Genomic DNA, 14,886 nt, shown 5'->3' on the forward strand with positions numbered 1-14,886 from the left:
TCGCCAGTGAAACAAGTGTGTCGATCACATTGATCGGCATATAAATCAGCGTCCGGTTTTTTGCTACGCGAGCCTTTCAATCACTGCAAATCCAATGAAGTCTAACTCACCGCCGCTACGTTCCACGTCCGCATCACCTGCGTAATCGCCGCATCAATGCTTTCAATCGGCGTGTCATCCCGAGCAAGGATGGAAATCCCCTGCAGGAAACTGTCGAACACCGTCGCCATGGCGGCTGCGTTCGTATCGTCCGCTAACAGTCCTTCCCTCACACCACGCTCGACGCACGCAACAATCCCTGCGCGGGTTCGGGCGCGGGAGCGGGTGAGGGCTTGAGCGACGTGGGCATTTTCCGGACTCGGTGCGCTCATGACGCCGAGGGTAACCATGCAGCCTTTCGGGTGGCCATCTTCGCATTGCATGCGGGCCGACTGGCGCAGTGCGGTTTCGATGGCTTGGCGTGGCGGCAGGTTTTCGTCCCACAGGCATTCGGTGACTTGGGCGAAGGTCGTCAGGTAACGCTGCACGCATTCGTCGAACAGAGCTTCTTTGGAGCCGAACGCAGCGTAGAAACTCGGCGCGGAAATGCCGCCGCCCAGTTCGGCCTTCAACAGTGAAAGGGATGTCGAGTCGTAGCCGTGTTGCCAGAACAATTGCATGGCCTGGTCGACGGCATCGTCGCGATCGAATGCGCGGGGGCGGCCGGTTCTGGCCATAGCTGAAACTCCTCGGAAAGTGATTTGGATACTAGTCGATACATAAGTCGTTGACAACGTGCCTCGGCTGCCGCCAGTATTTTATATCGATCGGTATGCAAGTCTGATTTTTCAAACTCAAGGAGTTTCCCGTGACACCCTCAATGACTCTAACGGCTGCGACCAAACGCCTGCCCATTGGCGCCTTGCTGGCGCTGGCCATGACCGGATTCATCTGCATTGTCACCGAAACCTTGCCCGCCGGGCTGTTGCCGCTGATCAGCGACGGCCTGGCGATTTCACCTTCCATGGCCGGGCAGATGGTCACCGCGTATGCGCTGGGCTCAGTGCTGGCAGTGATTCCGATGACCATCGCCACTCGCGGCTGGCGTCGGCGCAACGTGTTGTTGCTGACCATCGTGGGTTTTCTGCTGTTCAACTCGATCACAGCGCTGTCGTCGCACTATGGTGTGACGCTAGTGGCGCGCTTCTTTGCGGGGGTTGCGGCAGGGTTGGCGTGGAGTTTGTTGGCCGGTTATGCGCGGCGCATGGTCGAGCCCGATCAACAAGGCAAAGCTTTGGCGCTGGCCATGGTCGGTACGCCGATTGCCTTGTCACTGGGCGTGCCGCTCGGCACATGGCTCGGCGGTCTGGTCGGCTGGCGCACGACGTTCGGGTTGATGTCGGCCCTGACCTTAATCCTGATCGTTTGGGTGGTGGTGAAGGTGCCGGACTATCCGCCGCAGCCTGCGCATCAGCGCCTGTCGCTGCGCGAGGTGCTGACGACGCCGGGCGTCCGACCGGTGCTGGCAGTGGTGCTCAGCTGGATGCTGGCGCACAACATTCTCTACACCTACATCGCCCCGTTTGTGGCGCCGGCGGGGCTGGCGGATCGCGTGGATCTGGTGTTGCTGGTGTTCGGCATCGCGGCGCTGGCGGGGATCTGGCTGACAGCGAAACTGGTTGAGCCGCTGTTGCGCAAGACTGTGCTGGTGAGCCTGGCGACGTTTGCATTGGTTTGCGTGGTGTTTGGCTTTTTCGGGCGTGTGCCGCAGGTGATATACCTCGGCGTGTTGGTGTGGGGATTGAGTTTTGGCGGCGCGGCGACCTTGTTGCAAACGGCGTTGGCGGATGCCGCCGGTGATGGCGCGGATGTGGCGCTTTCGTTGAATGTGGTGGCGTGGAATAGCGCGATTGCCGGCAGCGGTGTGGTCGGCGGGGTGTTGCTCGACCGCTGGGGTGTCGCCTCGTTTCCGTGGGCCATGGTGGTGCTGGTGAGCGTGGGGTTTGTCATCGCCTTCGGCGCGCGGGTGCATGGGTTCAAGTCGGGACCGCGTAATGCTGGAGCGGCAGCGGTTGCCGGGCACTAATGCCCGGATGGGTTGAAAGGTGGTGACGCAGAAAGGCTGGCAAGCCCCAGCCGTTACTCGGCGCCCCCGGCTTTCATCAGCCTGTAAAAATCCTCCAGCGCGCCGCGAAACTGTGCCAGGGAAAAACTGGCCGGGCGGCTATCGGCGTCCCACCGCGTGCTGATGCCGACTTCCAGGCCGCTGGAAACGCTCAAACCAAACCGACGCCAGTGCAAAGTGTCGCCATCGATCACCTGTTCGGTCATCAGCACAAAGCAATCGAAGTTCATGTCATCGCTGCAGACCAGCAGCGGTACAAGCGTGGACGAACCGTGTTCTGCAGGCGCGAAACGGCGTTGGGCGAGGGCGTCTTCTTCCTCGTCCAGCAACCACATCAACGACAGACCATTCAAGTCGAGGTCGGGATATTCGAGATGCTCGTTGAGCCATTGCTCGATGGGGATGTCGTCGATAAACAGCCAGGCGCAGGCGCTACGGTTGCATTTCGCCTGGTGATAATCGGCGTGGATACGGTGAAGCATTGGAGAGTCCATTATAAATAGAAGATTGGCGGGTGGATCAGTGCGATATTACTCACGACTGACTGAACCAGCGAACAGGTTATCGCCAGCCTTGTGGGACGCTGAAGGCCCACTTCGCGACAGCCCCATTTAAACGCTGTTGAACCTAAGCCGCTGGATAGCTGAACGGCTCCAGAAAAATCTGTGGATCGACCCATAACCTAAGGCCATAGGGAATCACTGAGTACCCGTCATATCGCCCGGTGAAGGTGTTTGACGCGGCAAATTCGACAAATTTTCCTCGTTTATCATCAACCACTCGGATACCGGGGCAAGCGAGCAATGTGTATTTGATAATGGGGTTGGGTAACGATCTTTCCCACACCTGAATCTCTACATCCGAATCGTATTGCCAGATCGTCAGCTTCAGGCTGATGGAGCCTTGTTCGATCAAGTACTGGTGGGATGTTTCATCCTTATCGTGATCAGGGATCACGCCTAGCGCAGCAACCAGGTCGAAAGGATCCCATGTGAGCAGCGGCATATCATTTCCTTGGTCTTGATTCTTCACCTATGTTACTCATCGCTCATTTGTAAAAGTACACTCGCGTATTACTTCCGAGAGGACCACAAGCCATGACCACTCAAACCGAAACCGCCATCCTCGCCGGCGGCTGCTTCTGGGGCATGCAGGATTTGCTGCGGCGTTATCCCGGCGTGTTGAAAACCCGCGTCGGTTACACCGGAGGCGATGTACCGAATGCCACCTATCGCAACCATGGCGACCATGCCGAGGCCATCGAAATCACCTTCGATCCTGCCGTGATCAGCTACCGACAGATCCTTGAGTTTTTCTTCCAGATCCACGACCCGAGCACGCCAAACCGTCAGGGCAACGACCTCGGTCGCAGCTATCGCTCGGCGATTTACTACCTCAGCGAAGAACAGCGCGATGTCGCGAAGGAGACCGCCGCTGATGTCGACGCTTCCGGACTGTGGCCAGGCGGAGTAGTCACCGAAATCGAACCGGCGGGACCGTTTTGGGAAGCGGAGCCGGAGCATCAGGATTACCTCGAGCGTATTCCGAATGGCTACACCTGCCATTTCATTCGGCCGAACTGGAAGCTGCCGAAACGCGCGTGAGTCCAAAACGTCCTTAACCACCAGAACCTCGAATATGATTCATGAACTTTGGCTGGACCCTGATGGCTGTCAGACCTTTTGTCTGGCCGGTGCTCAAGGTGATAGTGCGCGTGCACTTATGGATTCGGACGCGAAGCTTGTTTGGGAGGTGGAGGCTGACAGTCATTTCGAAGCGATGACCAAGTACTATGCGCACATGCAGTGGGGCGAGTACCGGACCGACTTTCTCGAACAAGACAAGACGTCCTACAGAGACCTGGGCTGAGAGTCCTGTCGCGCATCCAGCGCCAGCACATAAGCACTGACATTGAGCTGTCGATGCAACTGGGCTGAAGCGCTCTTTTCGGGGCCATCTGTTTCAGGATGGCGCCCGAGTGGAGCGGCAACGGTGTTCAATTCACACGCGTACTCACGACTTCCCCGGTGGCGGTGTCTTCCAGCCAGACTTGCAGACGATTGAGGCCAACGTATTGCGAGCGTGCCATGATTTTCTGGCCCGGCTTGCCATCGAACTTCAGATCCGCATACATGAAATGTTGCGGCAGTCGGTATTCCAGCTGAATCGTATAGGTGCCCGGTTTCAGCACCGCGCGCTGCGGCGAATCGTTCTTGTAGTAGTACGTGGAGAACGGGATATTGCCGACTTTTTCATCGTTGATCCGGATGATGTTCAGGTTCGGCTGAAGATCGGCAAAGTGCCGCTGGGGCCGACCGGCATAGGTGTCGGTTTCGACCACGGTGTAGCGCGACTCGTCTGCTGCGGTGGTGACGCCGACGTTGGAGTACGCCGGCATTTCTGCGCAACCTTGCAGGCCCAACAGCGCCATGATCAAGGGAGGGACAATCTTTTTCATTGATAAAACCTGTTTTTACTCAAAGTTGATTCATGATCAGACGGGCGTCTGACGTTGTTGATTTGCTGATTGCGAGCGGGTGTTTGCCAACAGAGCGCCAGCGCTCAAGCCTTGCCCAAGCCAAACAGTGAACGCAGCTTGCTGCCCCAACTGCGCTCATAGAAGGGCGTCGTTTGCTTGAGAAAGTAATCGCTCAGCCCCGACTCACCTTCGCAGACGCGGTACAGGTCAACGGGTTCGCCCGACGGCGCCGTGTCCCCGGCGACATTGCCGGCTTCACGCATGACCCGCTGAACATCGCCGTCCGCCTCGATCCCGACGATCAAGTGCGGTTTTTCGTCCACCGAAGTGTCGTGCATCAACGCGAGAAAACCGCGTTTAACGTTGCGATGTTTGGCGAGTAACTGCGTCAGCGAATGGATCATTTGTGTCGGGTATTGCGAAGGCTGGCCGAGCAGGACTTTGGTTTCTTTTTCGACGGTGCGCGAGGTGGCTGTCTGGCCGACTTCATCGGAGAGCAGATTGGCCACTTCCTGCGGGAAGAACTCTTTGCCATAAGGCGACTTCGGGTTGAGAAAAAGAGGCGTGCCCAGCGTCATCTCGAACAGCGACCTGGCCGGCAACTCCAGATAAGTCTCTTCACCGTTGATCGACTGTTGCAGGGTTTGCAGCGACGAAAAAAACGGAATGACCGAGGTGCCATCCGGTTTTTCCCAGTGCGCGATGCTGATATTGCTGCCGGCTTCGAGATTGACCACGCCGTCTGCCGTGCCCGTCGTGCCGAGGATGTAAACCGGCGAGTTCAGCAGTGTCGTGAAGAACTCAGGCCGGTGCGCGGGCTCGTCGGCGGCCAGCCTGAGCGATTTTTCCAGTGGGTTTTCTTGCCGGTTATCCATGATGTCCATCCGTGACACGCTAGAAAATTGCTGACTTGGGTTTTCGCCACCGGCTCGTGTCAGAGCAGACTCCACGACACCCCGACATACACACCCATCCCTTCACCCGGTGTCGATCGCGCCGCGTCCAGACCTTTGTCGTCATACCCCGGTGTCACCGTGGCGGCGTAGTGCTTGTTGCTCAGATTGCGCATGTCCAGCCACGTCTGCCAGTCACCTTTCGGCGCGTTGTAGCCGAGTGTCGCGCCGAACAGCGCGTAAGGGTCGGCGTAGTAGCTGTTGGCGTAATCCACGGCAACTTTCGACACCAGTTGCGTGTTGACCGCGGCGAAGAAGCCCTGAGGCCAGTCGTAGCGCAACTCGCCCTGGTAGTAATGCATCGGCAAGCCGGGCAGGCGATTATCGCCAAAACGATCATCGTCGCGATAGTGGAAATCGCTGAAGGTATACGCCTGACGCAGGCTCAACTGGCGACCATCGGCGGCCGACCAGAGTTGACTGTTGAGGCTCGCTTCGACGCCTTGGTGCACGGTCGGACTGGCGTTGAGTTCGTAAGGCGTGACGGCGTTGGCATCCGGCAACACCGACAACAACTCATGCCGTACTTGCGCGTAGTACCACGCCAGACTCCATTCGCCGACGGCGCTGTCACCCCGGCCGCCGAGTTCCAGCGTCGTCGCGGTCTGGTTCTGCAGGTTGATCGGGTCTTTTTGCGTGCCGGTCGCCGCGCCGTTGCCGGTCGGGAAACGCACGTTGGAGCTGTAGATCAGCGACCACGGGTGCGGCGCTTCAACCGAGCGGCTGAGGTTGCCGAACACTTGCAGGTCCGGGGTGAGCTGGTAGCGCAGGCCGAGGCGTGGCGCGTAGTCCCAGTCGTTCATGCTGGTCTTGCCGCCGCTTTGCGGGTAGGTCACGGCGCTTTCGCGGCGGGTGTAGATGGCGGCGAGGCCGGTGGTCAGCCACAGGTCGTCGGCGATTTCCAGGTCATTGCCGAAGTGCAGTACGGTGTCCGAACCCTGATAGGTGAAGTTGCGCATGCGTGTGCCTGGCGCGTAGCCGGCGGTGTTGCCGGTGGGGATGCGCACAAACTCGCTGGCGCCGTCGTTGGGCAGATGTTTGGTCACACGCAGGCCGACGTTACTGCGACTTTCCATGCCGAAAATCGTGTCGCGGCGTTTGTAGTCGAAAGTGCCGCTGACGTCGGTGTAGGCGACTTTTAAACGGTTCGGGCCTTCGCGCAGGTCCATCGGGTAGTCGTGGTAGACGAGGCCGGTCTGGATGCTCGAATCGTCGTCGATGTACCAGGTGGTCTTGTTGCCGATGAACGTGCTGCCCGGCTGTTTGCGGCTGTCGTCGCGTGCCACATAGGATGGGTTGGCCACACGAGGTGAGTGTTCGATGGAGTGCTTGGTCACGCGGCCGGCGAGGTCGTTGTCGGTCTCGCGGTAGCGGATATAGAAGCGGGTTTCCAGGTTCGGGTTGAAGCGATAACCGAAATTGGCGATCACGCCTTTGCTCTCGCTGGCGGTGTGATCCTGATAGCCGTCGGCGTTGGAGTCGGTGAGCGACACGTAGTAATCGAAGTCGCCGAGTACTTGCCCGGAACTGACCTGACGCTGCTGATAGCCGTGGCTGCCGGTGGCGTAGCGCACTTGCAGCTTCGGCGCGGTGTAACCGGTGCGGCTGACGTAATCGATGGCACCGCCCAGCGCCAGCGAACCGCGATCAAAGCCGTTGGCACCGCGCAGTACTTCAACGTGATCGACCCACAGCGGCTCGAGCAATTCATACGGCGTGCCGCCCGGTCCGGTCAGCGGCAGGCCGTCGAGCATGGTGTACAGCCCCGACGCATGGGCGCCCGGCGCGCGGTTGATGCCCGAGCCACGCACCGAAATCTTCACGCCTTCGTTGCCCGCCGACTGCGCATAAACCCCGGGCTGATACGCCAGTACATCCTGATTGCTCGCCACGCGGCCCTGCAACGGCTGACGCATGTCGACCACGTTGGTGCCGCCGGGGACTTGTTCGAGACGTGTTTTGGCTTCTTCGATGCTCGCGTCTGAGCCGCTTTGCTCGTCAGCCGAAATCAGCACTTGCCCCAGTTCCAGACCTTGAGTCTCGGCCAGCGCCGGGCAGGCGAGGGCAATGCCCAGCAGGGCGGCAGGCAGGGATTTGGACGCGGGCATCGAGAAAACTCCAGGCAAACAAGGGCAGGGCAATGAACAGTGCGACGTCATAAAGAACGAAGGAAACACATGGCAATTGTGCTTTTCCCCCGGCAATGGCAAACGGCAGGTCCTGAACTAACCTCACGTGTCTGGGTTTTCCCGTCAATCAACATTGTGTTGCCGCGTTCATTGGAGAGGGCTTGGTCATGGCAAAAGACAAAAAGAAGGTCGCCAAGGCGCCCGAACGTCCGAAGCTGAAAAACAAGGATTACCTCGAGCAGTTGCGCAAGCTGCACGTCGAGCTGGTCAAGTTGCAGGAATGGGTGATCGCCGAGGGCGTCAAGGTCTGCATCGTTTTCGAAGGCCGCGACGGCGCGGGCAAGGGCGGCACGATCAAGGCGTTGACCGAGCGTGTCAGCCCGCGTGTCTTCCGCGTAGTGGCGTTGCCGGCACCGACCGATCGCGAGAAAAGCCAGATGCATGTGCAGCGTTATTTGCCTCATCTACCGGCGGCGGGCGAAGTGGTGATCTTCGATCGCAGTTGGTACAACCGCGCGGGTGTCGAACGGGTGATGGGCTTCTGCACCGACGAACAGGCAGATAAATTCCTCAAATCGATTCCGTGGGTTGAAAACGCGATCGTCGAGTCCGGGGTGATCCTGCTCAAGTACTGGCTGGAAGTCAGCCCCGAAGAACAGACCCGGCGGCTCGAGGCGCGAATCAACGACGGTCGCAAGACCTGGAAACTGACAACGATGGACCTGAAATCCTACAGCCGCTGGTACGACTACTCACGGGCGCGGGATGAAATGTTCAAATACTCCGATACCGAACACGCGCCGTGGCGGGTGGCCGACTCCAACGACAAGCGCCGCGCACGGCTGAACATCATCTCCGATGTGCTCAGCCGCATTCCGTATCAGGAGGTCAAGCGCGAGAACATCGAGCTGCCCAAACGGCAAAAACCGGGCAAGTACCGGGATCCGGATTATCCGTATAAACGCGTAGCGGAAAAGTTCTGAACAGTTGCACCAGACACAATGGAGGCTGGCCAGCACCAATCCCTGTAGGAGTGAGCCTGCTCGCGATAGCGGTGTGTCAGCCAACACGTCCGCGACAGACACACCGCTATCGCGAGCAGGCTCACTCCTGCAGTGTTCGGTGATTATCCATCATTGCGGATCCCCTTTAGTCCAAGCCTTTAGAAGTCAGCAGTCCATCCGTCGACTGCGCTGAACGACTGCGATCTCGTTTCTTTCTATCAAGAGAGTCCTTCACGAGAGATCCCCTATGGTCGATCAGCACAAACAACAAAGACTGGCGGCATGGCGAAAACTGGCGACACAAGCGCAGATGCGTCTGGACCCGGAGCAGCAGTACGACGAACTGCTCAAGGCAGCCGATGAAATGGAGGAGGAGGGGCTGATCACCAGCGCCGAGTGGCGGCAGCTGGTGCGGGATGCGGGCAATGTGTTTACCAATGACTCAAGTCCAACACACGATTGAAGGCACCGCGAACGGCTACAGCGCTTGCTCGGCGCTATAGCCGTTCAGGTCACACGACCTTTCTTCGACTTCAGTTGTGCGCCTCTGGAATCGTGCAGTAACCGCGCAAATGCTGCTTTGTCGATCGGCCGGCTCATGAAGTAACCCTGCACCTCATTGCATTGATCGACCCCGAGAATATCCAGCTGCTCTTCGGTCTCGACGCCTTCGGCGGTCACGGTCAGGCCCATGGCCTTGCCCAGGCCGATGATTGCCTGCACCACCGCGCGATCATTGGTGCCGCTGCTGATCGAGGCGATAAAGCGTTTGTCGATCTTGATCCCGTCGAACGGGTAGGCGCGCAGGTAGCCGAGCGACGAGTAACCGGTGCCGAAGTCGTCCATGTTCAGGCGTACGCCCAACTCCTTCAGGGCGTTCATGGTGGTCAGTGCGCCGTCGGTGTCGTTGAGCATTACGTTCTCGGTGATTTCCAGTTCCAGACGACTGGCCGGGAAGCGGGTTTGCACCAGCACCTCACGTACATCCTCGACCACATCGCTGAGGGCAAACTGCGCGGGCGACAGATTGACCGAGAGCAGGATGTCCTCCGGCCAGCCCAGCGCGGTTTCGCAGGCTTCGCGCAACACCCAGCGCCCCAACGGCACGATCAGGTCGGTCTGCTCGGCCAGCGGAATAAACACGTCCGGCCCCAGTAAACCTTTGGTCGGGTGCTGCCAGCGCACCAGCGCCTCCACTGAAACAATCTGTTTGCCATCGACCTTGTAGCGCGGCTGATAGTGCAGGACGAACTCGTTGTGCTTGAGCGCATGACGCAGGTCATCTTCCATCTGTCGGCGCGTCTGGATCTGGTCGCTCATGTGCGCTTCGAAATAGCACCAGGTGTTCTTGCCCTCGGACTTGGCCTGATACAGCGCGATGTCGGCATAGCGGATCAGATCGCTGGCGACGAAACCGTGGCGACGGCTGAGCGCGATGCCGAGACTGGCACCGATGTGCAGCGGATGCTGCTCGTAAAGAATCGGTTGATGCAGACTGCCGATCAGCCGCGTGCAGAATTTATCGATTTCGTTGTGACTGTCCATGCCGTTGAGCACCACGACGAATTCATCACCACCGAGGCGGGCGACGATGTCGTGTTCGCGGGTACATTCGCGCAGACGGGCGGCGACTTCCTGCAGCACCGCGTCGCCGGCCGGGTGACCGAGGGAATCGTTGATCGGTTTGAAATTGTCCAGATCAATCATCAACAGCGACAGCGGTGGCGCGTGTTCCTTCAGCAACAGTACTTCATCCAGGTAACGGGCCAGTTTGTTGCGGTTGGGCAGGCCGGTCAGAGCGTCGTGCATCGACAGGTGCTGGATCTGCGCATGGGCGGCGACCTCGTCGGTGATGTCGCTGGCGGTGCCGCGATACCCGACGACGCTGTCCTTGGCGAAAATCGGTCGCGCGGAGAGCCGGCAATGACGCGGCTGCCCGGAGTGGTCGCGGTAAGTGCAGCGCAAATCGCCGGCGCTGTTTTCGTCGCTGAGTTTGCGCAGCCACAGCTCCAGCGGGGTGGTGTCGCACGTCAGTAACTCACCGATGTTCTGGCCCAGCCACAGGGCTTGCGGGTAGCCGGTGACTTCGCTGAAACGGGCTGAGAGATAGGTTAGCGACAGTTGCCCGTCAACTTCCCAGATCCAGTCCGACGCGGCCTCGGCGACCGCGCGAAAGCGTTCCTCGCTGGCTTCAAGCGCATGGTTGGCCGCTTCGAGTGCCAGATTCGAGGCCTGCATCGCGTCAATGCTGTTGTCGACGTATTGCGACGAGCGCAGCGCGTGGCGGAAAAAGTACGCCGTGAGCAACATCAACACCAGGAACGTCGCGCCGAGCGGCGGCACCAACGACCATAACAGTTGCTGGCCGGGGCGCTGCAGGTCGGCGATCAGGCTGTAGCCGGTGCTATCGAGTGGCACGCGGGGCTGACCCGTTTCGATGGTGGCATCCGGCGCCAGGGTCAGGTTGGTCAGGCCATAGCCGCTGCCGATCTTGCGCAGTTTGGTCGGGGTCAGTTTGTCGACAAACACCAGTACCGAAGTGTTTTTCAACTCGTCGAGTGGCCGTTCATCGTTGGGAATAATTGCCGCCGCAGTGATCAATGCCGGCCAGCCTTCGAACAGCGAATAGCTGCTGATCGGTTTGGTCAGGTCGGGCTGAGCCAGTACCTGCTCGACCAGCGCCGAGGCGGACGCTTGCAAGACCGTGGACACGTCGGTGTCGACCATTTGCCCGCGAATGACCGCGTATTTGGTGCGGTTGCGATCTAGCACGAACACGCCGTCATAACCGTCGCTGGTGAACAGGGTCTTGCCCATGTTCTGCTCGGTGTAGGCCCAGTTGATATCGACCGGCCCGCTCAGGGCCTCATAGGCTGTGGTCCAGTAAGCGTAACTGGTGATGTAATTTTTTGATGTGGTGATGCGGTTTTCCACGGCTCGCGCGGAATAGAACTGGTTCTGTTCAAGATCCTTGGCGTCGAGGGAATTGGCGATACCGAGCAGGGTGCTGATCGCGGCGACGACCCCCGCGACAAACAGGCCACCGATGGCAATCGCCAAGCGGCGGGTCACAGCGCGTTGCGGGGTGGGGATTGGCGGCGCAGCGAGGTTAACGGCCATGTGCTCGTCCTTGATCCGGTGTCTTCTGAATCTAGAACAATGGGGCGGCCACAATGTTCAGATTGTTGTTATATGGCATTGCCTGGATTTGTTGAAAGTGTAGCGAATCTGCCGGAATTTCCAGCATGGCCGGCCAGCGGCGAATCCCGAAAGGGCAAGACTTCCCGCGCAAAAACCGGATAATGGCCGCCATTCGTTTAGCCGTATTCTGGTAATCCCGCATGGAAATCAAGGTCAATTTTCTCGACAACCTTCGACTTGAAGCCAAGTTCGACGACTTCACGGTGATCGCCGATCAGCCCATCCGCTACAAGGGCGATGGCTCGGCACCGGGGCCGTTCGACTACTTTCTGGCGTCGTCGGCGTTGTGTGCGGCGTACTTTGTGAAGTTGTACTGCGACACGCGCAACATCCCCACGGAACACATTCGCCTGTCGCAGAACAACATCGTCGACCCGGAAAACCGCTACAACCAGATCTTCAAGATCCAGGTGGAATTGCCGGCGGACATCTCCGAGAAAGACCGTTTGGGCATCCTGCGTTCCATCGATCGCTGCACGGTAAAGAAGGTCGTACAGACCGGGCCGGAGTTCATCATCGAAGAAGTCGAAAACCTCGACGCCGATGCCCAGGCCCTGTTGATGCCGGTGGCCAGTTCGGACGCGGGCACGTTCATTGCCGGCAAAGACCTGCCGCTGGAGCAGACCATCGCCAACATGTCGGGCATTCTCGCTGATTTGGGGATGAAGATCGAAATCGCTTCGTGGCGCAACATCGTGCCCAACGTCTGGTCGCTGCACATCCGCGATGCGCACTCGCCGATGTGCTTCACCAACGGCAAGGGCGCGACCAAAGAAGGCGCACTGGCCTCGGCGCTGGGCGAGTTCATCGAGCGCTTGAACTGCAACTTCTTTTACAACGACCAATTCTGGGGCGAAGAGATCGCCAACGCCGAATTCGTGCATTACCCGGACGAGAAGTGGTTCAAACCTGGGCCGAAGGACGAATTGCCGAGCGAAATTCTCGACGACTACACCCTGAAGATTTACAACCGTGACGGCGAGTTGCGCGGTTCGAATCTGTTCGACACCAACTCCGGCAACACCCAGCGCGGCATCTGCTCGCTGCCGTTTGTGCGCCAGTCGGACAACGAGGTGGTGTACTTCCCGTCCAACCTGATCGAAAACCTTTACCTGAGCAACGGCATGAGCGCTGGCAACACCTTGGCCGAAGCGCAAGTGCAGTGCTTGTCGGAGATCTTCGAGCGCGCGGTCAAACGCGAAATCCTCGAAGGCGAAATGGCTCTGCCAGATGTGCCGCAAGAGGTCCTGGAGAAGTACCCGAGCATCCTTGCCGGCATCAAAGGCCTGGAAGAGCAGGGCTTCCCGGTGCTGGTCAAGGATGCGTCGCTGGGCGGCGAATTCCCGGTGATGTGCGTGACCCTGATGAACCCGCGCACCGGTGGTGTGTTTGCTTCGTTCGGCGCGCACCCGAGCCTGGAAGTGGCGCTGGAACGCAGCCTCACCGAATTGCTGCAGGGCCGCAGTTTCGAAGGTTTGAACGACTTGCCACAGCCGACCTTCTCCGGCCAGGCGGTGACCGAGCCGAACAACTTCGTTGAGCACTTCATTGATTCCAGCGGTGTGGTGTCGTGGCGTTTCTTCAGTGCCAAACCGGACTTCGAGTTCGTCGAGTGGGACTTTTCCGGCCAAGGTGAAAACTCCAACGCCGAAGAAGCCGCCACCCTGTTCGGCATCCTCGAAGACATGGGCAAGGAAGTCTACATGGCGGTCTATGAGCACATCGGCGCCAAGGCCTGCCGCATCCTCGTGCCGGACTACTCGGAGATCTACCCGGTCGAAGACCTGATCTGGGACAACACCAACAAAGCCCTGCAATTCCGTGCTGACATCCTCAACCTGCACAACCTGAGCAAAGTCGGCCTGCGCAACCTCGCTCAGGGTCTGGAGAACAGCGAACAGGACGATTACACCGACATCACCACGCTGATCGGTATCGAGTTCGACGACAACACGCCGTGGGGCAAGTTGACCATTCTGGAACTGCGCCTGCTGATCTACCTCGCCCTGCAGAAGTACGAGCAGGCCAAAGACCTGGTCGAAGCCTTCCTGCAATACAACGACAACACCGTGGAGCGCGGCTTGTTCTATCAAGCGGTCAACGTGGTGCTGGAAATGGAACTGGACGAGGATCTGGAACTGGAAGACTACGAAGCCAACTTCCGCCGCATGTTCGGCGACGAGCGCATGGACGCGGCGATTGGCTCGGTCAACGGCAGCGTGCGTTTCTACGGATTGACGCCGACCAGCATGAAGCTGGAAGGGCTGGATCGGCATTTGCGCTTGATTGAGAGCTACAAGAAGCTGCATTCGGCGCGGGCGAATGTGCAACAGGTCTAGGCCGGTTTCACATTGGGTTCGGTGGTGAATTCACCCCTCACCCCAGCCCTCTCCCCCAGGAGAGGGAGCTGATCGGTGAGCTTTTCAAAAACCGGGTTAGATCGATATCACAGGTCGGCGTATTCGGTCAGTCCCCTCTCCCTTTGGGAGAGGGCTAGGGTGAGGGGCTTTGGCTTTTACGCCCATGCGCCGCATCCGCCAATTGCCCTGTATCCACCCGCACAAACACCGAATCGCCCACCGCCGTCAGCACTTCCCCCGCATACACCTCACAGATCACCTGGGTCTTGCGCCCGACGTCACCCTCGACCTTCGCCCGTAAAACCAGCGGCACGCCCATCGGTGTCGGTTTGATGAACTTGATGCCGAGGTTGCCAGTGACGCAGTCGATGCGCGGCTGATTGCCGGGTTCGCGGTTTTCGGCGCGGTAGTGGTACGCCATGGCCGTCCAGTTGGAATGGCAGTCGACCAGCATCGCAATCAGTCCCCCGTAGACCAGATCCGGCCAGCCACAATATTTGGCTTCCGGCAGGTGTTCGGCGATGACGTGCACGCCGTCTTCGTGCCAGCGGCTTTTGACGTGCAGGCCGTGCGGGTTACGGCCGCCACAGCCGTAGCAAATGCCTTCGGGAGCGGCGAGGTCTTGCAGGGGAGTATCGAGGCTGGACATGGTTTTT

The 14,886-nt window shown here is 59.1% G+C and carries 14 protein-coding genes; 6 read left to right on the forward strand and 8 right to left on the reverse strand.

Annotated elements, in window-relative coordinates; genetic code table 11:
* Window positions 1-101: 101 nt before the first annotated feature.
* Window positions 102-716 carry a TetR/AcrR family transcriptional regulator gene (locus tag ACM6IV_RS07680; RefSeq protein ID WP_414869422.1) on the reverse strand — a complete coding sequence of 205 codons (615 nt, stop codon included), beginning with the start codon at window positions 714-716 and terminating at the stop codon, window positions 102-104.
* Window positions 717-847: 131 nt separating this feature from the next.
* On the opposite strand from ACM6IV_RS07680, the gene ACM6IV_RS07685 reads away from it, so the two are divergent.
* Window positions 848-2,065, forward strand: coding sequence for an MFS transporter (locus ACM6IV_RS07685; RefSeq protein WP_414869423.1), 1,218 nt, complete (start codon window positions 848-850; stop codon window positions 2,063-2,065).
* 53 nt (window positions 2,066-2,118) lie between these two features.
* Here the strand turns inward: ACM6IV_RS07685 and ACM6IV_RS07690 are convergent, their stop codons facing one another.
* Together ACM6IV_RS07690 and ACM6IV_RS07695 are read right to left on the reverse strand one after the other, a co-directional pair.
* A complete protein-coding gene (locus tag ACM6IV_RS07690; protein ID WP_414869424.1) occupies window positions 2,119-2,586 on the reverse strand; it encodes a hypothetical protein in 468 nt (155 codons plus the stop codon).
* Window positions 2,587-2,731: 145 nt separating this feature from the next.
* Window positions 2,732-3,109 carry a hypothetical protein gene (locus ACM6IV_RS07695; protein WP_414869425.1) on the reverse strand — a complete coding sequence of 126 codons (378 nt, stop codon included), beginning with the start codon at window positions 3,107-3,109 and terminating at the stop codon, window positions 2,732-2,734.
* 92 nt (window positions 3,110-3,201) lie between these two features.
* On the opposite strand from ACM6IV_RS07695, the gene msrA reads away from it, so the two are divergent.
* Both msrA and ACM6IV_RS07705 read left to right on the forward strand, forming a co-directional pair.
* Window positions 3,202-3,708: a peptide-methionine (S)-S-oxide reductase MsrA gene (gene msrA / locus ACM6IV_RS07700; protein ID WP_414869426.1), complete on the forward strand. Its 507-nt coding sequence runs from the start codon at window positions 3,202-3,204 to the stop codon at window positions 3,706-3,708.
* A gap of 34 nt (window positions 3,709-3,742) precedes the next feature.
* Window positions 3,743-3,973, forward strand: coding sequence for a hypothetical protein (locus ACM6IV_RS07705; RefSeq protein ID WP_414869427.1), 231 nt, complete (start codon window positions 3,743-3,745; stop codon window positions 3,971-3,973).
* A gap of 127 nt (window positions 3,974-4,100) precedes the next feature.
* Here ACM6IV_RS07705 and ACM6IV_RS07710 read toward each other — a convergent pair whose 3' ends face one another.
* From ACM6IV_RS07710 to ACM6IV_RS07720, 3 genes are all read right to left on the reverse strand, one after another.
* On the reverse strand, window positions 4,101-4,562 hold the full coding sequence (locus ACM6IV_RS07710) for a hypothetical protein (protein ID WP_414869428.1): 462 nt from the start codon (window positions 4,560-4,562) through the stop codon (window positions 4,101-4,103).
* 104 nt (window positions 4,563-4,666) lie between these two features.
* Window positions 4,667-5,458 (reverse strand): enhanced serine sensitivity protein SseB, encoded by a 792-nt coding sequence (gene sseB / locus ACM6IV_RS07715; RefSeq protein WP_110718711.1) that lies wholly within the window; start codon window positions 5,456-5,458, stop codon window positions 4,667-4,669.
* 59 nt (window positions 5,459-5,517) lie between these two features.
* A complete protein-coding gene (locus ACM6IV_RS07720) occupies window positions 5,518-7,644 on the reverse strand; it encodes a TonB-dependent receptor family protein (RefSeq protein ID WP_414869429.1) in 2,127 nt (708 codons plus the stop codon).
* Between the two features lie 188 nt (window positions 7,645-7,832).
* Here ACM6IV_RS07720 and ppk2 point away from each other — a divergent pair, with 188 nt between their 5' ends.
* Window positions 7,833-8,648 (forward strand): polyphosphate kinase 2, encoded by an 816-nt coding sequence (gene ppk2, locus ACM6IV_RS07725; RefSeq protein WP_414869430.1) that lies wholly within the window; start codon window positions 7,833-7,835, stop codon window positions 8,646-8,648.
* A gap of 268 nt (window positions 8,649-8,916) precedes the next feature.
* Window positions 8,917-9,132: a hypothetical protein gene (locus tag ACM6IV_RS07730; protein WP_414869431.1), complete on the forward strand. Its 216-nt coding sequence runs from the start codon at window positions 8,917-8,919 to the stop codon at window positions 9,130-9,132.
* A 44-nt stretch (window positions 9,133-9,176) separates the two neighbouring features.
* Here ACM6IV_RS07730 and ACM6IV_RS07735 read toward each other — a convergent pair whose 3' ends face one another.
* Entirely contained in the window at window positions 9,177-11,789 is a 2,613-nt protein-coding gene (locus tag ACM6IV_RS07735) for an EAL domain-containing protein (protein ID WP_414869432.1), read from the reverse strand.
* A gap of 221 nt (window positions 11,790-12,010) precedes the next feature.
* Between ACM6IV_RS07735 and ACM6IV_RS07740 the strand changes: the two genes are divergently transcribed.
* On the forward strand, window positions 12,011-14,209 hold the full coding sequence (locus ACM6IV_RS07740; protein WP_414869433.1) for an OsmC domain/YcaO domain-containing protein: 2,199 nt from the start codon (window positions 12,011-12,013) through the stop codon (window positions 14,207-14,209).
* A gap of 154 nt (window positions 14,210-14,363) precedes the next feature.
* On the opposite strand, the gene ACM6IV_RS07745 is transcribed toward ACM6IV_RS07740, so the two are convergent.
* Window positions 14,364-14,879 (reverse strand): PaaI family thioesterase, encoded by a 516-nt coding sequence (locus ACM6IV_RS07745; RefSeq protein ID WP_414869434.1) that lies wholly within the window; start codon window positions 14,877-14,879, stop codon window positions 14,364-14,366.
* Between the last annotated feature and the right edge of the window lie 7 nt (window positions 14,880-14,886).

It is taken from the genome of Pseudomonas sp. IT-347P, assembly GCF_949768005.1.
Lineage (GTDB): Bacteria > Pseudomonadota > Gammaproteobacteria > Pseudomonadales > Pseudomonadaceae > Aquipseudomonas.